General features: G+C 57.9%; 18 protein-coding genes. 2 read left to right on the forward strand and 16 right to left on the reverse strand.

Features of this window, described 5'->3' with window-relative positions; genetic code table 11:
• Window positions 1-24: 24 nt before the first annotated feature.
• The 16 genes from glmS to mnmG form a co-directional block, all read right to left on the reverse strand.
• The gene (gene glmS, locus NIBR502773_RS15190; protein WP_141156359.1) at window positions 25-1,857 is read right to left on the reverse strand and encodes a glutamine--fructose-6-phosphate transaminase (isomerizing); all 1,833 of its coding nucleotides are present in this window, start codon (window positions 1,855-1,857) and stop codon (window positions 25-27) included.
• Between the two features lie 10 nt (window positions 1,858-1,867).
• Window positions 1,868-2,635: a DeoR/GlpR family DNA-binding transcription regulator gene (locus NIBR502773_RS15195; RefSeq protein ID WP_027608178.1), complete on the reverse strand. Its 768-nt coding sequence runs from the start codon at window positions 2,633-2,635 to the stop codon at window positions 1,868-1,870.
• A 228-nt stretch (window positions 2,636-2,863) separates the two neighbouring features.
• Entirely contained in the window at window positions 2,864-4,231 is a 1,368-nt protein-coding gene (gene glmU, locus NIBR502773_RS15200) for a bifunctional UDP-N-acetylglucosamine diphosphorylase/glucosamine-1-phosphate N-acetyltransferase GlmU (protein ID WP_141156360.1), read from the reverse strand.
• Window positions 4,232-4,353: 122 nt separating this feature from the next.
• Window positions 4,354-4,770 (reverse strand): F0F1 ATP synthase subunit epsilon, encoded by a 417-nt coding sequence (locus NIBR502773_RS15205; protein ID WP_003177061.1) that lies wholly within the window; start codon window positions 4,768-4,770, stop codon window positions 4,354-4,356.
• Window positions 4,771-4,814: 44 nt separating this feature from the next.
• Window positions 4,815-6,191: a F0F1 ATP synthase subunit beta gene (atpD, locus tag NIBR502773_RS15210; protein ID WP_003177062.1), complete on the reverse strand. Its 1,377-nt coding sequence runs from the start codon at window positions 6,189-6,191 to the stop codon at window positions 4,815-4,817.
• A gap of 27 nt (window positions 6,192-6,218) precedes the next feature.
• On the reverse strand, window positions 6,219-7,079 hold the full coding sequence (atpG, locus tag NIBR502773_RS15215; RefSeq protein WP_003195829.1) for a F0F1 ATP synthase subunit gamma: 861 nt from the start codon (window positions 7,077-7,079) through the stop codon (window positions 6,219-6,221).
• A gap of 50 nt (window positions 7,080-7,129) precedes the next feature.
• Window positions 7,130-8,674 (reverse strand): F0F1 ATP synthase subunit alpha, encoded by a 1,545-nt coding sequence (atpA, locus tag NIBR502773_RS15220; RefSeq protein ID WP_003177064.1) that lies wholly within the window; start codon window positions 8,672-8,674, stop codon window positions 7,130-7,132.
• A gap of 21 nt (window positions 8,675-8,695) precedes the next feature.
• On the reverse strand, window positions 8,696-9,232 hold the full coding sequence (locus tag NIBR502773_RS15225) for a F0F1 ATP synthase subunit delta (RefSeq protein WP_027608176.1): 537 nt from the start codon (window positions 9,230-9,232) through the stop codon (window positions 8,696-8,698).
• 12 nt (window positions 9,233-9,244) lie between these two features.
• Window positions 9,245-9,715: a F0F1 ATP synthase subunit B gene (locus NIBR502773_RS15230; RefSeq protein WP_008439543.1), complete on the reverse strand. Its 471-nt coding sequence runs from the start codon at window positions 9,713-9,715 to the stop codon at window positions 9,245-9,247.
• 55 nt (window positions 9,716-9,770) lie between these two features.
• The gene (gene atpE, locus NIBR502773_RS15235) at window positions 9,771-10,028 is read right to left on the reverse strand and encodes a F0F1 ATP synthase subunit C (protein WP_002555987.1); all 258 of its coding nucleotides are present in this window, start codon (window positions 10,026-10,028) and stop codon (window positions 9,771-9,773) included.
• A gap of 133 nt (window positions 10,029-10,161) precedes the next feature.
• On the reverse strand, window positions 10,162-11,031 hold the full coding sequence (atpB, locus tag NIBR502773_RS15240; protein WP_017736231.1) for a F0F1 ATP synthase subunit A: 870 nt from the start codon (window positions 11,029-11,031) through the stop codon (window positions 10,162-10,164).
• A 16-nt stretch (window positions 11,032-11,047) separates the two neighbouring features.
• Entirely contained in the window at window positions 11,048-11,455 is a 408-nt protein-coding gene (locus NIBR502773_RS15245; protein ID WP_010565865.1) for a F0F1 ATP synthase subunit I, read from the reverse strand.
• Between the two features lie 148 nt (window positions 11,456-11,603).
• A complete protein-coding gene (locus NIBR502773_RS15250; RefSeq protein WP_015886650.1) occupies window positions 11,604-12,476 on the reverse strand; it encodes a ParB/RepB/Spo0J family partition protein in 873 nt (290 codons plus the stop codon).
• A 9-nt stretch (window positions 12,477-12,485) separates the two neighbouring features.
• On the reverse strand, window positions 12,486-13,283 hold the full coding sequence (locus NIBR502773_RS15255; protein WP_016978715.1) for a ParA family protein: 798 nt from the start codon (window positions 13,281-13,283) through the stop codon (window positions 12,486-12,488).
• Window positions 13,284-13,301: 18 nt separating this feature from the next.
• Window positions 13,302-13,946 carry a 16S rRNA (guanine(527)-N(7))-methyltransferase RsmG gene (gene rsmG, locus NIBR502773_RS15260; RefSeq protein WP_141156361.1) on the reverse strand — a complete coding sequence of 215 codons (645 nt, stop codon included), beginning with the start codon at window positions 13,944-13,946 and terminating at the stop codon, window positions 13,302-13,304.
• Complete coding sequence (gene mnmG / locus NIBR502773_RS15265; RefSeq protein ID WP_141156362.1) at window positions 13,943-15,835, reverse strand: tRNA uridine-5-carboxymethylaminomethyl(34) synthesis enzyme MnmG; 1,893 nt, start codon at window positions 15,833-15,835, stop codon at window positions 13,943-13,945. Before mnmG ends, rsmG begins: the two co-directional genes overlap by 4 nt.
• 564 nt (window positions 15,836-16,399) lie before the next feature.
• On the opposite strand from mnmG, the gene NIBR502773_RS15270 reads away from it, so the two are divergent.
• Together NIBR502773_RS15270 and NIBR502773_RS15275 are read left to right on the forward strand one after the other, a co-directional pair.
• On the forward strand, window positions 16,400-16,906 hold the full coding sequence (locus NIBR502773_RS15270; protein ID WP_141156363.1) for a sigma-70 family RNA polymerase sigma factor: 507 nt from the start codon (window positions 16,400-16,402) through the stop codon (window positions 16,904-16,906).
• A complete protein-coding gene (locus NIBR502773_RS15275) occupies window positions 16,906-17,850 on the forward strand; it encodes a FecR domain-containing protein (protein ID WP_141156364.1) in 945 nt (314 codons plus the stop codon). The genes NIBR502773_RS15270 and NIBR502773_RS15275 overlap by 1 nt, the downstream gene beginning before the upstream one ends.
• The last annotated feature ends 81 nt before the right edge of the window (window positions 17,851-17,931 follow it).

Consider the following 17,931-nt stretch of genomic DNA (forward strand, 5'->3'; position numbering starts at 1 on the left):
GGCGGGCCTCCAGGGTGGAGCGGGTTACTCCACCGTCACCGACTTCGCCAGGTTGCGCGGCTGGTCAACGTCGGTGCCTTTGAGCACGGCGACGTAGTACGACAGCAGTTGCAGCGGGATGGTGTAGAGGATCGGCGACAGGGTGTCGTGGATGTGCGGCATGTTGATGACGTGGGTGCCTTCGCCGTTGGTCATGCCGGCTTTTTCGTCGGCGAACACGATCAGTTGGCCGCCACGGGCGCGGACTTCCTGCAGGTTGGACTTGAGCTTCTCCAGCAGTTCGTTGTTCGGCGCGACGGTGACCACCGGCATGTCGTCGTCCACCAGGGCCAACGGGCCGTGTTTGAGCTCACCGGCCGGGTAGGCTTCGGCGTGGATGTACGAAATTTCCTTGAGCTTCAGCGAGCCTTCCATCGCCACCGGGTACTGCGCGCCACGGCCGAGGAACAGGGTGTGGTTCTTGTCGGCAAACAACTCGGCGACTTTTTCCACGGTGCTGTCCATGGCCAAGGCTTCGCCCAGGCGGGTCGGCAGGCGGCGCAGTTCTTCCACCAGGGTGGCTTCGACGCCGGTAGCCAAGGTGCCGCGAACCTGGCCCAGGGACAGGGTCAGCAGCAACAGGCCAACCAACTGGGTGGTGAACGCTTTGGTGGACGCCACACCGATTTCGCGACCGGCCTGGGTCAGCAGGGTCAGGTCGGACTCACGCACCAGGGAGCTGATGCTGACGTTGCAGATCGCCAGGCTGGCGAGGAAGCCCAGCTCCTTGGCATTGCGCAGCGCGGCCAGGGTGTCGGCGGTTTCGCCGGACTGGGAAATGGTCACGAACAGCGTGTCGGGCTGCACCACCACCTTGCGGTAGCGGAACTCACTGGCGACTTCGACCTGGCACGGGATGCCGGCCAGTTCTTCCAGCCAGTAACGGGCAACCATGCCGGCGTGGTAGCTGGTGCCGCAGGCCACGATCTGCACATTGCGCACTTTGGCGAACAGCTCGGCGGCCTGGGGGCCGAAGGCGTTGACCAGCACTTGCTTGTCGCCAAGGCGGCCTTCCAGGGTGCGCTGCACCACAGCCGGTTGTTCGTGGATTTCCTTGAGCATGAAGTGGCGGAACTCGCCTTTGTCAGCGGCCTCGGCACCGTCGCGGTATTGCACCGCTTCGCGTTCGACGGAATTACCGTTCACGTCCCAGATCGCCACGCTTTCACGGCGAATGTCGGCAATATCGCCCTCCTCCAGGTACATGAAGCGGTCGGTCACCTGGCGCAGGGCCAGTTGGTCGGAGGCGAGAAAGTTCTCGCCCAGGCCCAGGCCGATCACCAGCGGGCTGCCACTGCGGGCGGCAACCACGCGGTCCGGCTGGCTGGCGCTGACCACGGCCAGACCATAGGCGCCGTGCAGTTCCTTGACCGTGGCCTTGAGGGCGGCGGTCAGGTCGCTGTGGTCCTTGAGCTTGTGGTTGAGCAGGTGGGCGATGACTTCGGTGTCGGTGTCCGAGGTGAACACGTAGCCCATGCTCTTGAGCTGTTCGCGCAGCACTTCGTGGTTTTCGATGATGCCGTTGTGCACCACGGCCAAGTCACCGGAGAAGTGCGGGTGGGCGTTGCGCTCGCACGGTGCGCCGTGGGTGGCCCAGCGGGTGTGGGCAATCCCCAGGCGACCTACCAGCGGTTCGCCGGCCAACGCCAGCTCCAATTCGCTGACCTTGCCTGGGCGGCGCATGCGCTCAAGCTTGCCAGCGTTGGTGAAGACGGCCACACCGGCGCTGTCGTAGCCGCGGTATTCCAGGCGCTTGAGGCCTTCGAGCAGGATGGCAGTAACGTTACGTTCGGCGACTGCGCCAACAATTCCACACATGGTGCTTCTCCTAGATGATTGCCGCGCATATCAGCGTAATGCCGCGGGCTTGGATCTGGTCGCGGGCCTCAAGCGGCAGGCGATCATCGGTAATAAGGGTATGGACGCTGCTCCAGGGCAGTTCCAGGTTGGGAATCTTGCGGCCGATCTTGTCGGATTCGACCATCACCACCACCTCGCGGGCGACCTCAGCCATCACACGGCTCAGGCCCAGTAATTCGTTGAAGGTGGTGGTGCCACGTTGCAGATCGATGCCGTCGGCGCCGATGAACAGTTGATCAAAGTCGTAGGAACGCAACACCTGCTCGGCGACCTGGCCTTGGAACGAGTCCGAATGCGGGTCCCAGGTGCCGCCGGTCATCAACAGCACCGGTTCGTGTTCCAGTTCGCTCAAGGCACTGGCCACATGCAGGGAGTTGGTCATGACCACCAGGCCGGGCTGGTGGCCCAGTTCCGGGATCATGGCGGCGGTGGTGCTGCCGCTGTCGATGATGATGCGGGCGTGTTCACGCAAACGCATCACCGCAGCACGGGCGATCGCACGTTTGTAGGCCGAGACCGGTTGGGCGGGGTCGCCCACCAGTTCCTGAGGCATGGTGATCGCGCCACCGTAGCGACGCAGCAACAGGCCGTTACTTTCGAGCGCGGCCAAGTCCTTGCGGATAGTGACTTCCGAGGTTTCGAAACGCTTGGCCAATTCGTCCACGCTGACTTCGCCCTGTTCGTTGAGCAAGGTCAGGATGTTGTGGCGTCGTTGGGGTGTATTTCGTTTCGACATGGTGATGATAAGTTTCGTTTCGAAAGATAACGAAGGCAATCAAAACCTATTGGGAAGATATCGTCAAGCGTCGGAAACAGATTTTTCCAACGACGCAGTTCAAATGTGGAAGGGGCTTGCCCCCGATTGCAGTAGATCAGTCGACTAAAACATTGACTGAAAATCCGCCATCGGGGGACAAGCCCCCTCCCACATTTGGATAGCATTGCTGATGAGGCTGTGGATAACTCAGCTTTTCTTGATTTTGACCGGGCGTTTCCAGCCGTCGATATTGCGTTGGCGGGCACGGGCTACGGCCAGTTGGGACTTATCCACATCCTGATTGATGGTTGAGCCTGCGGCAGTGTTTGAACCATCACCGATCGTCACAGGTGCAATCAGCGAGTTATTCGAGCCGATGAAGACGTCCTCACCAATAGTGGTCTGGTACTTGTTGGCACCGTCGTAGTTGCAGGTGATTGCGCCAGCGCCGATGTTGCTGCGCGCACCGATCACCGCATCCCCCAAGTAAGCCAGGTGGCCGGCCTTTGCATCGTCGCCCATGCGTGCATTTTTCAGTTCGACAAAATTGCCGACGTGCGCCCTGGCGCCCATCACAGTGCCCGGACGCAACCGCGCAAACGGACCGGCATCGCTGCCCTCGCCCATTACGGCGCCGTCGATATGGCTGTTGGCCTTGATCACCACGCCCTTGCGCAGGGTGCTGTCCTTGATCACGCAGTTCGGGCCAATGACCACGTCGTCTTCGATGATCACGCGGCCTTCGAGGATCACGTTGATGTCGATCAGCACATCGCGGCCCACGGTGACCTCACCGCGTACGTCAAAACGCGCAGGGTCGCGCAGGGTCACGCCCAGGGCCATCAGGCGGCGGCCTTCACGCAGTTGGTAGTGACGCTCGAGCTCTGCAAGCTGCTTGCGATCATTCGCGCCCTGCACTTCTATCGGGTCGTGGGGCTGTTCGGTGGCGACCAGCAGGCCATCACTCACGGCCATCTCGATCACGTCGGTGAGGTAGTACTCGCCCTGGGCGTTGTTGTTGGACAGGCGGCTCATCCAGTCGGCGAGCTTATTGGCAGGGACGGCGAGAATACCGGTGTTGCCTTCGGTGATAGCTCGCTGGGCTTCACTGGCGTCCTTGTGCTCGACGATCGCCGCGACCTTGCCGTCGGCACCGCGCACGATGCGCCCGTAGCCCGTTGGATCATCCAGCTCAACGGTGAGCAGGCCCATCTGGCCGGGCACCACATGCTTGAGCAGGCGTTGCAGGGTTTCCACTTCGATCAGCGGCACGTCGCCGTAGAGGATCAGCACGGTGTCGGCGGTAATGAACGGCACAGCTTGCGCGGTGGCGTGGCCAGTGCCCAGTTGTTTGTCCTGCAATACGAAATTCAGGTCATCCGCCGCCAGGCGCTCGCGCACCACATCAGCACCGTGGCCGATCACCACGTGGATACGTTGCGGGTCCAGTTGACGAGCGCTGTGGATAACATGTCCAAGCATGGAATTGCCCGCGACCGGGTGCAGCACCTTCGGCAGGGCCGAACGCATGCGGGTGCCCTGGCCTGCGGCGAGAATGACGATTTCAAGAGACATGAATGGCTACCAATCCTGGGCGGTCCGGCTTCAGACCAAAGATGTGTTTTGCTAAAAAAGAAAAAGGGTAGCCGAGGCTACCCTTTTTAATCAATCGCGCATAAGCATCACGGCTTTGCCGCTTACTTCTTGCGGATCTGCTGGAGCGTGCGCAGCTGGGCTGCAGCCTCGGCCAGACGTACAGCAGCAGCGCTGTAGTCGAAGTCCGCACCCTTTTCGTTCAGGGCCTTCTCGGCAGCCTTGACGGCTTCCTGAGCGGAGGCTTCATCCAGGTCGCCAGCACGTTGCACGGTGTCGGCAAGTACCTTGACCATGTTCGGCTGAACCTCAAGGAAACCACCGGAGATGTAAAACACCTCCTTTTCCCCGCCTTGCTTGGTCAGAGTGATCGGACCTGGCTTCAAGCTGGTGATCAATGGCGCGTGGCCCATGGCAATACCCAGGTCACCGAGTTCGCCGTGTGCAATCACCATTTCTACCAGACCGGAGAAGATTTCCCCTTCCGCGCTGACGATATCGCAATGGACTGTCATAGCCATCTGATTGCCTCAACCTGATGAGCGCCCGTTTCCGGGCGCCTGGATTACAGTTTCTTGGCTTTCTCGATCGCTTCTTCGATGCCGCCGACCATGTAGAACGCTTGTTCTGGCAGGTGGTCGTAGTCACCGTTGAGGATGCCTTTGAAGCCAGCAATGGTGTCTTTCAGGGAAACGTATTTACCCGAAGCACCGGTGAAGACTTCAGCCACGAAGAACGGCTGCGACAAGAAGCGCTGGATCTTACGAGCACGGTTTACCAACTGCTTGTCGGCTTCCGACAGCTCGTCCATACCCAGGATCGCAATGATGTCCTTCAGTTCTTTGTAACGCTGCAGCACGTACTGAACGCCGCGAGCGGTGTCGTAGTGCTCCTGGCCGATCACGTTCGGGTCCAGCTGGCGCGAAGTCGAGTCGAGTGGATCGACCGCTGGGTAGATACCCAGGGAGGCGATGTCACGGGACAGAACGACGGTGGCGTCCAAGTGGGCGAAGGTGGTCGCAGGCGATGGGTCGGTCAAGTCATCCGCAGGTACGTATACCGCTTGGATCGAAGTGATCGAACCTTCCTTGGTCGAAGTGATACGTTCCTGCAGAACGCCCATCTCTTCAGCCAGGGTCGGCTGGTAACCTACTGCGGAAGGCATACGGCCCAGCAGTGCGGATACTTCAGTACCGGCCAGGGTGTAACGGTAGATGTTGTCGACGAACAGCAGAACGTCGTTACCTTCGTCACGGAACTTCTCTGCCATGGTCAGGCCAGTCAGTGCTACGCGCAGACGGTTTCCCGGCGGCTCGTTCATCTGACCGTAGACCAGTGCCACTTTGTCCAGAACGTTGGAGTCCTTCATCTCGTGGTAGAAGTCGTTACCCTCACGAGTACGCTCACCCACACCGGCGAACACGGAATAACCGCTGTGCTCGATGGCGATGTTACGGATCAGTTCCATCATGTTTACGGTCTTGCCTACACCGGCACCACCGAACAGACCGACTTTACCGCCCTTGGCGAACGGGCAAACCAGGTCGATAACCTTGATGCCGGTTTCCAGCAGGTCGTTGCCGCCAGCTTGTTCCGCGAACGAAGGTGCCGGACGGTGAATGCCCCAGCGCTCTTCGGTGTCGATCGGGCCAGCTTCGTCAATCGGGTTGCCCAGTACGTCCATGATCCGGCCCAGGGTCGCTTTACCGACCGGTACGGAGATGGCAGCGCCAGAGTCGATAACGTCCAGACCGCGCTTCAAGCCTTCGGTGGAACCCATCGCAATGGTACGAACTACGCCGTCGCCCAGCTGCTGCTGAACTTCCAGAGTAGTTTCCGCGCCTTGTACTTTCAGCGCGTTGTAGATGCTCGGTACGCTGTCGCGTGGAAATTCCACGTCGATAACGGCGCCGATGATTTGAACGATACGTCCGCTACTCATAGCTGGATCCTCTGAATATTTGAACCGTTAAACCGCGGCAGCGCCGCCGACGATTTCCGAGATCTCTTGGGTGATCGCAGCCTGACGCGCCTTGTTGTAGATCAGCTGCAAATCGCTGATCAGATCACCGGCGTTATCGGTAGCGTTTTTCATCGCGATCATCCGCGCCGCTTGTTCAGCTGCGTTGTTCTCGACCACCGCCTGGTACACCTGCGACTCCACGTAGCGCACCATCAAGCCGTCAAGCAGCTCTTTGGCGTCTGGTTCGTAGAGGTAGTCCCAGTGGTGCTTGAGTTCCTGATCCGGAGTCGCCACCAGTGGAATCAATTGCTCCACGGTTGGCTGCTGGGTCATGGTGTTGATGAACTTGTTGGATACCACGGAGAGGCGGTCAATCCGGCCTTCCAGGTACGCATCCAGCATCACCTTCACACTGCCGATCAAATCATTGATCGACGGCTCTTCACCCAGGTGGCTGATAGCTGCAACGACGTTACCGCCGAAGTTGCGGAAAAAGGCCGCACCCTTGCTACCAACAACACACAGATCGATCTCGACGCCGTTTTCGCGGTTTACCGCCATGTCCTTGACCAGGGCCTTGAACAGGTTGGTATTCAAACCACCGCACAAACCACGGTCACTGCTCACTACCACATAACCCACACGCTTGACGGCGCGCTCGATCATGAAGGGGTGGCGGTATTCCGGGTTGGCGTTGGCCAGATGCCCAATTACCTGGCGGATACGCTCCGCATAAGGACGGCTAGCAGCCATGCGCATTTGTGCCTTGCGCATTTTGCTGACCGCCACTTTTTCCATGGCGCTGGTAATTTTTTGCGTGCTTTTGATGCTCGCAATCTTACTGCGAATCTCTTTTGCGCCTGCCATGTAACACCTATCAGGTTAGCAAGCGGGAGCCTTGCGGCTCCCGCTGCGGCTTACCAGGTTTGGGTGGCCTTGAACTTCTCGATACCGGCTTTCATGCCAGCGTCGATATCGTCATTGAAGTCACCCTTCACGTTGATCTTCGCCATCAATTCGGCGTGATCGCGGTTGAAGTAAGCAATCAGCGCTTGTTCAAAGCTGCCGACCTTGGCGATTTCAACGTCGGTCAGGAACCCACGCTCAGCGGCATACAGCGACAACGCCATGTCAGCGATCGACATTGGGGCGTATTGCTTCTGCTTCATCAGCTCGGTAACGCGCTGACCATGCTCAAGTTGCTTACGGGTCGCTTCGTCCAGGTCAGAAGCGAACTGGGCGAATGCCGCCAGTTCACGGTACTGAGCCAGAGCGGTACGGATACCACCGGAGAGCTTCTTGATGATCTTGGTCTGAGCGGCACCACCCACACGGGATACCGAAACACCGGCGTTCACTGCAGGGCGGATGCCCGAGTTGAACATGGCCGATTCCAGGAAGATCTGACCGTCGGTGATGGAAATCACGTTGGTCGGAACGAACGCGGAAACGTCGCCAGCCTGGGTTTCGATGATCGGAAGTGCGGTCAGGGAACCGGTTTTGCCGGTCACTGCGCCGTTGGTGAACTTCTCTACGTACTCTTCCGAAACGCGGGATGCGCGCTCCAGCAGACGGGAGTGGAGATAGAACACGTCGCCTGGGTAGGCTTCACGGCCTGGTGGACGGCGCAGCAGCAGGGAAATCTGGCGGTAAGCCACTGCTTGCTTGGACAGATCGTCATAAACGATCAGCGCGTCTTCACCGCGGTCGCGGAAGAATTCACCCATGGTGCAACCGGAGTACGGTGCCAGGAATTGCAGCGCAGGAGATTCCGAAGCACTGGCAGCCACGATGATCGTGTTGGCCAGGGCGCCGTTTTCTTCCAGCTTGCGAACCACGTTGGCGATGGTCGATTGCTTCTGACCGATCGCTACGTAGACGCAGAAAATGCCGCTGTTCTTCTGGTTGATGATCGCGTCGATCGCCAGAGCGGTTTTACCGATCTGACGGTCACCGATGATCAGCTCACGCTGGCCACGGCCGACTGGGATCATGGCATCGACAGCCTTGTAGCCAGTCTGTACAGGCTGGTCTACCGACTTACGCCAGATCACGCCTGGAGCAACTTTCTCGACCGCGTCGGTCTCGGTGTTGCCCAGTGGACCTTTACCGTCAACAGGGTTACCCAGTGCGTCGACTACACGACCCAGCAATTCCTTACCAACCGGAACCTCCAGGATGCGGCCAGTGCACTTGGCGCTCATGCCTTCAGCCAGACTGGTGTACGCGCCCAATACAACGGCACCTACGGAGTCTTGCTCCAGGTTGAGGGCCATACCGTAGACGCCGCCCGGAAACTCGATCATCTCGCCGTACATAACGTCGGCCAGACCGTGAATCCGCACGATGCCGTCAGATACGCTGACGACAGTGCCTTCGTTACGGGCTTGGGAGGTCACATCGAGCTTGTCGATGCGGCCCTTGATAATTTCACTTATTTCGGAAGGATTGAGTTGCTGCATTGCTCTGCTGCCCCTTCAAACTCAAGATTTCAATGCTTCGGCAAGATTCGCGAGTTTGCCGCGAATCGAGCCATCGATAACCAGGTCGCCGGCGCGAATGACAACACCCCCAATAAGGGATGGGTCTTCCGCAACTTGCAGGCGCACTTCCCGGTCGAGTCGTGCACTGAGAACCTTGGCGAGTTTGTCTTGCTGTTCTTGGTTCAATGCAAAAGCACTGGTCACTTCAACGTCTACCGATTTCTCTTGCTCGGCCTTGTACAGGTCGAACAGAGCGGCAATCTCCGGCAAAAGCAGGAGACGGTCGTTTTCGGCGATGACATTGATGAAGTTCTGCACTTTCACATCAAACTTGTCGCCGCACACTTCAATAAAAGTGGCGGCCTTGTCTGCGCTCGTCAGTCGCGGGGCCTTGAGCACGCGCTGCATGGTGCCGTCTTGCGACACTGCTGCAGCCAGGCCGAGCATGGCTGACCAAGAGGCCAGCTGCTGGTGGGCCTGGGCGTGCTCGAAGGCTGCCTTAGCGTAAGGTCGGGCCAACGTGGTCAATTCTGCCATGATCGCCCTCGCTTAAATTTCAGCAGCCAGTTTGTTAACCAGCTCCGCGTGCGCGTTTTGATCAATTGTGGCACCCAGGATCTTCTCAGCACCGCCGACGGCCAGAGCACCCAGTTGGGCACGCAGCGCATCTTTGACACCGTTCAGTTCCTGCTCGATCTCGGCTTGAGCCTGAACCTTCACACGGTCAGCGTCGATACGGGCTTTTTCAACAGCCTCTTCAACAATCTGGTTACCGCGTTTCTTGGCTTGCTCAATGATTTCGGCTGCTTGAGCTTTCGCTTCGCGCAGTTGCTGACCCGCTTTATCTTGGGCCAACTCCAGGTCGCGAGCTGCTCGTGCGGCAGCGTCCAGTCCATCCGCGATCTTCTTTTGACGTTCGTGCAAAGCTGCGATGACCGGAGGCCATACGAACTTCATGCAGAAAACGACAAAAATCAAGAACGCTAAGGACTGACCAATAATGGTTGCATTAATGTTCACGCCAATACCTCGCTCATTCGTTGCACAACACACCAATCACTCGAAAAACGAGTGATTAACCGGCGAGTTGACCAACGAAGGGGTTCGCGAAGGTGAAGAACAGAGCGATACCAACGCCGATCATGGTCACGGCGTCGAGCAGGCCGGCAACGATGAACATTTTAACTTGCAGCATTGGAACCATTTCTGGCTGACGCGCTGCGCCTTCCAGGAACTTGCCGCCCAGCAGGCCGAAACCAATGGCAGTACCCAGGGCGCCCAGGCCGATCAACAGTGCAACAGCGATAGCGGTTAGACCAACTACAGTTTCCATCTTTCCTCCCGACTTTTACGTCGTATGGTTTAGGTTTTTTAGATTTTAAAGCGGTAAAACAAATCGTTTCATAGCCCTGGTGGGCCACCTTCCCGTTTCACCGGGAAGGACATCAGACTAGTCGAGACTGGCCTTAATGGTTCTCTTCGTGCGCCATCGACAGGTAGACGATGGTCAGCATCATGAAGATGAAGGCCTGCAGGGTGATGATCAGGATGTGGAACACAGCCCACGCCCACTGCAGAACAATGCCCAGGCCGCTAAGCCAGAGCAGGCCGCTGCCGAACATCACAGCGATCAGAATGAACACCAGCTCGCCGGCATACATGTTGCCGAACAGTCGCAGGGCCAGGGAGATCGGCTTGGCGATCAGGGTGACGAATTCCAGCAGGAAGTTCACCGGGATCAGCAGGGCTTGAACAAAGATGTTCTTGCTGCCGAACGGGTGCAGGGTCAGTTCGCCGATGAAGCCGCCGATGCCCTTGATCTTGATGCTGTAGAAAATGATCAACGCAAATACCGACAGGGCCATGCCCAGGGTAGCGTTCGGGTCAGTGGTCGATACGGCACGGAATGGAATGTGCGGGTCGCCGGAAATCGCCATGGCCAACTGAGGAATCCAGTCAACCGGGATCAGGTCGACGGCGTTCATCAGGAACACCCAGACGAAGATGGTCAGTGCCAACGGTGCAATCACCGGGCTACGGCCATGGAAGCTGTCTTTCACGCTGCCATCGACGAATTCGACCAGTACTTCAACGAAGTTCTGCAAAGCACCTGGCTGACCGGAAGTCGCCTTCTTTGCCGCCATGCGGAAAATCAGGACGAAGATCAGACCCAAAGCGACCGACCAGCCCAGAGTATCCAGGTGGAAAGCCCAGAAGCCCATTTCTTTTGCTTCTGCTGCGGAGTGGGCAAAGCCCCAGCCGCCGTTGGGAAGCTGACCGAAGGTCAGGTTCTGCAAGTGGTGCTGGATATAGCCCGAAGCGGTTGTTTCTGCCATGGTTGCCTCAAACGCCCTAAGGTTTCGAAAGTCTTGTTTTCATCAGCAGGGGAGCGAACCAGCTGACCAGTTGGGTCAACACGAAGACGCCGAATACAGCCAGCGGCGCCAATGGCTTCACACCTGCAAAGGTCAGTGCAAACAGCACTGCCGTCAAAATCAGTTTCCCCGCCTCGCCGGCATAAAAAGACCGGACGATAGCCTGGGCTGCTCGGGCGCCGGAAAACCGAAAGGCCCTGTGAGCAAAATACATATTGGGCAGCAAGGCTATCAGGCCTCCGCAAAGTCCTGAATATCCGGCTACGACTCCATGCCAGTACCAAAGCGCCAATGCGGCGATCAGCAAAATGACAAATTGAGCCAATAAAACCGGAAAAACAGCCAAGCGATGGAAGGGCAACGTGTTTGGCGTGCGGGTTTCCATCACTCTTGCTCCTCAATAGTCGGCTGCCGGAAATCAATAACTTGGCATAATTTGTGCCGACAAAATGCGCGCAGAGTATAGGGGCGGTTCTGCCCCTATTCAACTGCCGGGTAGTGATTTCCGATCACGCGCTACATAAGCAAATGTTTCAGCGGATGTGGGCAAGGACGCCCTGAAGCTCATCAAGGGAGTTATATCCGATGACCAATTGCCCTTTGCCTTTCTTGCCGTGGCGAATTTGTACCGCAGAGCCCAGGCGCTCGGCCAGGCGCTGCTCAAGACGCGCAATATCCGGATCAGGTTTGGCCGTTTCGACCGGTGCAGGTTTGCCGCTGAGCCACTGGCGAACCAGGGCCTCGGTCTGACGAACGGTGAGCCCTCGTGCGACAACGTGTCGCGCCCCTTCAACCTGTTGATTTTCCGGCAAACCGAGCAAAGCACGGGCGTGGCCCATCTCGAGGTCGCCATGGGACAACATGGTCTTGATGACTTCCGGCAGCGCGATCAGGCGCAGCAAGTTGGACACGGTGACACGGGATTTACCCACGGCCTCGGCGACCTGTTGCTGGGTCAGCTGGAATTCCTGCTGCAAACGCTGCAAGGCGATCGCTTCCTCGATGGGATTGAGGTCTTCACGCTGGATATTCTCGATCAACGCCATGGCGATGGCGGTTTCATCCGGTACATCGCGCACCATCGCAGGGATGGTGTCCTTGCCCGCCTGCTGGCTGGCGCGCCAGCGGCGTTCACCAGCGATGATTTCAAAGCGGCCGCCGCCAATCGGGCGCACCACAATCGGCTGCATCACGCCCTGGGCCTTGATCGAATTGGCCAGTTCTTCCAGGGCCTGGGGGTCCATGTCCCGGCGTGGCTGGTATTTGCCGCGCTGGATCAGGTCCAGGGGCAGGTGCTGCAGCTCGCGTTCGTCAGCCTGCACCGCTTGTTCTTCAAGCGATGTGACGGTCGGACCACTCAGCAGTGCATCCAGTCCACGTCCGAGACCTCGTTTCTTGACGGCCATGGGGATTCCTTAAGTTGGCTGGGCTGCAGCGGTGCGTGAGTTGCGGCGTTGACGACGAACCATCTCGCCGGCCAATGCCAGGTAGGCAATGGCGCCACGGGATGATTTGTCATACGCCAGCGCGGGCATGCCATAGCTTGGCGCTTCGGCCAGGCGGATGTTGCGTGGAATCACGGTGTCGTACAGCTGGTCGCCAAAGTGTTCCTTGAGCTGCGCCGACACATCGTTCATCAGGCTCAGGCGCGGATCGAACATGGTCCGCAGCAGGCCTTCGATCTGCAGGTTCGGGTTGAGCAGCTCGGCAATACGCTTGATGTTATCCACAAGGTCGCTCAACCCTTCCAGCGCGTAGTACTCGCACTGCATGGGGATAATCACCCCATCGGCAGCCACCAATGCGTTAAGCGTGAGCATCGACAGCGACGGTGGGCAGTCGATCAAAATGTAGTCGTAGTTCTCGCGGATCGGTGCCAAAGCGCTGCGCAGACGGCTTTCCTTCATCTGCATTTCCAGCAGCACCACTTCCGCCGCAGTCAAATCGCGGTTGGCCGGCAGCAGTTGATAACCGCCATGCTCGGAGTAGTGCATGGCCTGGGCCAGGTCGCACTCGCCAATCAGCAAGTCGTAGACCGAGTTTTCCAAGCCGTGTTTATCCACACCGCTACCCATGGTGGCGTTGCCCTGTGGATCGAGATCGATCAACAGCACCCGACGCTTGGTGGCGACCAGGGATGCTGCGAGGTTGATGCAGGTGGTGGTTTTGCCCACGCCACCTTTCTGGTTCGCTATCGCGAATACCTTAGCCATTCTTGCTTGTGTTCCCAATCATGCCGTGCGGCGCAGTATCAGCAGATGGCGTTGGCCTTGGCAACCGGGTACGGCCAAGGCGTGTTCGCTATCGAGGTGGAAGTCTGCTGGCAATGCTAACAGCTCATCGCTTGGATGGACGCCCTTCATTGCCAGCCAGCGGGTGTCGCGGTCGCCCAGGTGACGGGTCCAGTTGCTGAAGTTCTCCATGCTGCTGAACGCCCGGGAAACAATTCCGTTGAAGGGCAACTCAGGCGTGAAGGCTTCGACGCGACTGTGGATAACGTGCAGGTTATCCAGCTTGAGTTCGAGTTTGACCTGGGTCAGGAAGCGGGTTTTCTTGCCGTTGCTGTCCAGGCAGGTCACTTGCGATTCAGGAAACAGGATAGCCAGTGGAATGCCAGGCATACCGCCACCACTGCCGACATCGAGCCAACGACCGTTTTCGATAAACGGAATCACGCTCAGACTGTCGAGCAAGTGACGGGAAACCATTTCGTCGGGGTCACGCACAGCCGTCAGGTTGTAAGCCTTGTTCCATTTGATCAACAGGGCCAGGTAGCCCAGCAGCAAATCGTGCTGGGCCTCGGTCAAGTCCACGCCCAATTGGCGCGCACCTGTGGATAACTCTTCGGCGTGTTGCGAGGTGACCAACGAACTCAAGCGCTTTGCTCCAACTGACGGCCCGCGCCGCGTTTTTTCAAATGAATCATCAACAGCGAAATGGCTGCCGGGGTGACGCCGGGGATACGTGAAGCCTGGCCGAGGGTCTCGGGGCGAGTTATCCCCAGCTTGCTTTGGATTTCTTTCGACAATCCGGAAATACCGGTGTAATCGATATCCACAGGCAGCCTGGTGTCTTCACTGGCGCGCAGACGAGCGATCTCGTCCTGCTGGCGATCAATGTAACCGGCGTACTTGGTCTTGATTTCGACCTGCTCGGCAACCTGTGGATCATCGGCGCCACCGCCGGTCACTTCGACCAGGCCAGCGTAGTCGATTTCCGGACGGGACAGCAGGTTCAGCAGGTTGTATTCATGAGTCAGCGGCGTGCCGAATTTTTCCGCAATCGCGTCGCCCTGCTCGGTCCCGGGGCGAACCCAGGTACTTTTCAAGCGCTGCTCTTCAAGCTCGATGCTTTCGCGTTTTTTGCAGAAAGCCGCCCAGCGCGCATCGTCGACCAGGCCCAGTTCACGGCCTTTTTCGGTCAGGCGCAGGTCGGCGTTGTCTTCGCGCAGGATCAGGCGGTATTCCGCTCGGGAAGTGAACATCCGATACGGTTCCTGGGTTCCCAGGGTAATCAGGTCGTCGACCAACACGCCGATATACGCTTCATCGCGCCGCGGGCACCAGCTGTCTTTGCCTTGTGCACGCAATGCGGCGTTGGTCCCGGCCAGCAAACCCTGGGCGCCGGCTTCTTCGTAGCCGGTGGTGCCGTTGATTTGCCCGGCGAAGAACAGGCCGCCGATAACCTTGGTTTCCAGGCTGTACTTCAGGTCACGCGGATCGAAGTAGTCGTATTCGATGGCGTAGCCCGGACGCACGATGTGTGCGTTTTCCATGCCGCGAATCGATTGCACGATCTGGATTTGTACATCGAACGGCAGGGAAGTGGAAATCCCGTTCGGGTACAGCTCGTGGGTAGTCAGACCTTCCGGCTCGATGAAGACCTGGTGGCTTTCCTTGTCGGCAAAGCGGTGGATCTTGTCTTCGATCGACGGGCAGTAACGTGGGCCAATACCTTCGATTACCCCGGAGTACATCGGCGAACGGTCGAGGTTCGCGGCAATGATTTCGTGAGTGCGCGCATTGGTATGGGTAATCCAGCAGCTCACCTGTTTGGGGTGCTGCTCCTTGGAACCCATGAACGACATCACCGGGATCGGAGTATCGCCTGCTTGTTCGGTCATCACCGAGAAATCCACGGAACGCCCGTCGATACGCGGCGGGGTCCCGGTTTTCAGGCGACCCACGCGCAGCGGCAATTCGCGCAGGCGTTTTGCCAGGGCAATCGACGGAGGATCACCGGCGCGGCCACCCGAATAGTTCTGCATGCCGATGTGGATAAGTCCACCGAGGAACGTACCGGTGGTCAACACCACGGATTCTGCGAAGAAACGCAGGCCCATTTGGGTAACTACACCGCGAACCACGTCCTGTTCGACGATCAAGTCATCGGCGGCTTGTTGAAATATCCACAGGTTGGACTGGTTTTCCAGGGTTTCGCGGACCGCGGCTTTGTACAGGATGCGGTCTGCCTGGGCCCGAGTGGCACGCACGGCCGGGCCTTTGCGGCTGTTGAGCACGCGAAATTGAATACCACCCTTGTCGGTAGCCTCGGCCATCACGCCACCAAGGGCGTCGATTTCCTTGACCAGATGGCTTTTGCCGATCCCACCAATGGCGGGGTTGCAACTCATGGCCCCGAGGGTTTCCACGTTATGCGTCAGCAACAGGGTTTTTACGCCCATGCGTGCTGACGCCAGTGCTGCCTCGGTACCGGCATGACCGCCGCCGATGACGATCACTTCAAAACGGGAAGGGAAATCCACCACGCACCTCGTGCCTGCTTATGTAGGTAATCAGGAATTGTTTGTTGAAAGGGTTTTGGAGCTTTGGCGGCAAGTATAGGGACTTCGCCCTTCCTAAAGAACCCTTTGCACAAAATTTAACCAGCTGTGGATGAATCACAGACAATAGAAATTAAAAGAGAGAAATTTATTAAATCTTTGTTTTTATGTTTATTTCTACTGGGCACCGTTTCTGTGGATAGATCTCTACAGGCCTTTATTTACAATGTGTACAGCGATTCAAAAGTCTGTGTTCATGTGCCAACGAGACCCTTGGATAAGTGCTTTAAGCCTGTGGATTAAACAGGTGGTTATCCACAGAGGGGTTTTTACTCAGGTTTCGAGCCCTGTTATCAACTGGGCACAGGGGCGGTTATTCACAGAGCTTAATCCACAGAAATCCGTGCAATGATGTGAATTTCGCCCACGGCGAAGCCAACCGAATCTTTCTATTCGGGGGTGAGCACGTTAAAAAGAGATCTATTGTGAGAAAACAGCCAGGCAGTTAATAATAGCGATTATCATTAACCTGCCTTGTCATGCCCTATGTCTCCTTCTTCACACACGGCTGCGGTTCAGAACATCTACGAGCAGCACCATTCCTGGTTGCACGGGTGGCTCAAAGGTAAGTTGCATAACGCCTGCGATGCAGCCGATGTGGCGCACGATACGTTCGTGCGCATTCTGGTTGGGCGGCATGCAGCTCAGATCGTTGAACCGCGTGACTATCTGGCAACCATCGCCAGGGGCCTGGTGATTGATCGTTATCGCCGGCATGCCATCGAGCAGGCCTACAAGCAAACCTTGGCCGAACGGCCTGAAGCCACGGCCATCAGTGAAGAAGACAAAGCCATCATCATCGAGACGCTGGTGGCTGTGGATAAAGCCCTGTCCGGCCTCGGTGAGCGAGCGCGACGGATCTTCCTGTTGTCGCAGATCGAAGGGCTGACTTATCAACAGATCGCCGATCAACTGCAGGTGTCGCTGACCACGGTGAAGAAGCACATGATCCGTTCATTGACTGAATGCTCGCTGATCATGGCCAGCCTGTAATGGCCGCCCCCGATCGCAAGACCTTCGAGGCCGCTGCTAACTGGTATGTACAGTTTCAATCCCAAACGCCTACGGCCGCTGAACGCCTTGCCTGGCAACAATGGCTCAACGGCGATCCGTCCCATCAGGCGGCGTGGAACCAGATGGAGCAATTGCAGCGCAGTCTCGGCGCCCTGCCCCAGGATTTCACCCGCCGGGCATTATCGACCACACAACAACGTCGTCAGGTATTGAAGTGGATGCTGGTAATGGGCGGTACCGGGTACCTGGGCTGGAATGTCCAGCAACACACCTCCCTGGGCAATGTATGGGCCGACTACCGGACGTCCGTGGGTGAGCGCCGGCGTATCGCATTGGCTGACGGCACACGGATTGATCTGAATACCAGCACGGCGATTGACGTGATCTTCGACGGGCGCCAACGTTTGATCCGGCTGCGTGAAGGTGAAGTACTTATCCACACCGGCAAGCTGGGCGGGCAAACGCCCTTTTATGTCGAAACCCGCCAAGGCCGAGTCCAGGCTCTGGGTACTCGGTTTACAGTGCGCCAGTTGCCAGATTCCACGCGTGTCGGTGTTCTGGAGGATCGCGTAAGTGTCGCCCCTGGTGACCGGCCCAACCATGCTCGACTGCTCGGTGCCGGTGAAAGCGCTGACTTTGATCGTCAAAACATAGGGCTTGGCCACACGTATAGCGGGTCCCAGGCTGCCTGGGTCGATGGCCAGCTGATCGTATTGGATGCTCGCCTCGGGGATGTGATCGAAGACCTTGCCCGCTACCGTCCCGGCGTCCTGAAATGCGACTTGGCTAGTGCACGCCTACGTGTTTCCGGGACTTTCCGCCTCGACTCCACCGATGCGGTACTGGCGAATCTGCAGGCAACCTTGCCCATTCAGGTGAAATACTTCACGCGCTATTGGGTTTCGGTGAAGCGAATCGCTTGATCGCAAAAAATATCCTCACAAGGGGTTATCTTTTTTTTACCTGGCACGGCCCTAAAGGTAATCACGACGCCACCTTCAGGG

It is taken from the genome of Pseudomonas sp. NIBRBAC000502773 (genome assembly GCF_006517195.1).
GTDB lineage: Bacteria > Pseudomonadota > Gammaproteobacteria > Pseudomonadales > Pseudomonadaceae > Aquipseudomonas > Aquipseudomonas marginalis.

Coding starts and splice junctions, on each gene's coding strand:
- atpE (WP_002555987.1), bottom strand. CDS start 10,028: ATGGAAACTGTAGTTGGTCTAACCGCTATCGCTGTTGCACTGTTGATC.
- NIBR502773_RS15245 (WP_010565865.1), bottom strand. CDS start 11,455: ATGGAAACCCGCACGCCAAACACGTTGCCCTTCCATCGCTTGGCTGTT.
- atpG (WP_003195829.1), bottom strand. CDS start 7,079: ATGGCAGGCGCAAAAGAGATTCGCAGTAAGATTGCGAGCATCAAAAGC.
- NIBR502773_RS15270 (WP_141156363.1), top strand. CDS start 16,400: ATGTCTCCTTCTTCACACACGGCTGCGGTTCAGAACATCTACGAGCAG.
- atpA (WP_003177064.1), bottom strand. CDS start 8,674: ATGCAGCAACTCAATCCTTCCGAAATAAGTGAAATTATCAAGGGCCGC.
- NIBR502773_RS15225 (WP_027608176.1), bottom strand. CDS start 9,232: ATGGCAGAATTGACCACGTTGGCCCGACCTTACGCTAAGGCAGCCTTC.
- NIBR502773_RS15255 (WP_016978715.1), bottom strand. CDS start 13,283: ATGGCTAAGGTATTCGCGATAGCGAACCAGAAAGGTGGCGTGGGCAAA.
- atpD (WP_003177062.1), bottom strand. CDS start 6,191: ATGAGTAGCGGACGTATCGTTCAAATCATCGGCGCCGTTATCGACGTG.
- NIBR502773_RS15195 (WP_027608178.1), bottom strand. CDS start 2,635: ATGTCGAAACGAAATACACCCCAACGACGCCACAACATCCTGACCTTG.
- atpB (WP_017736231.1), bottom strand. CDS start 11,031: ATGGCAGAAACAACCGCTTCGGGCTATATCCAGCACCACTTGCAGAAC.
- glmU (WP_141156360.1), bottom strand. CDS start 4,231: ATGTCTCTTGAAATCGTCATTCTCGCCGCAGGCCAGGGCACCCGCATG.
- NIBR502773_RS15275 (WP_141156364.1), top strand. CDS start 16,906: ATGGCCGCCCCCGATCGCAAGACCTTCGAGGCCGCTGCTAACTGGTAT.
- glmS (WP_141156359.1), bottom strand. CDS start 1,857: ATGTGTGGAATTGTTGGCGCAGTCGCCGAACGTAACGTTACTGCCATC.
- NIBR502773_RS15205 (WP_003177061.1), bottom strand. CDS start 4,770: ATGGCTATGACAGTCCATTGCGATATCGTCAGCGCGGAAGGGGAAATC.
- NIBR502773_RS15250 (WP_015886650.1), bottom strand. CDS start 12,476: ATGGCCGTCAAGAAACGAGGTCTCGGACGTGGACTGGATGCACTGCTG.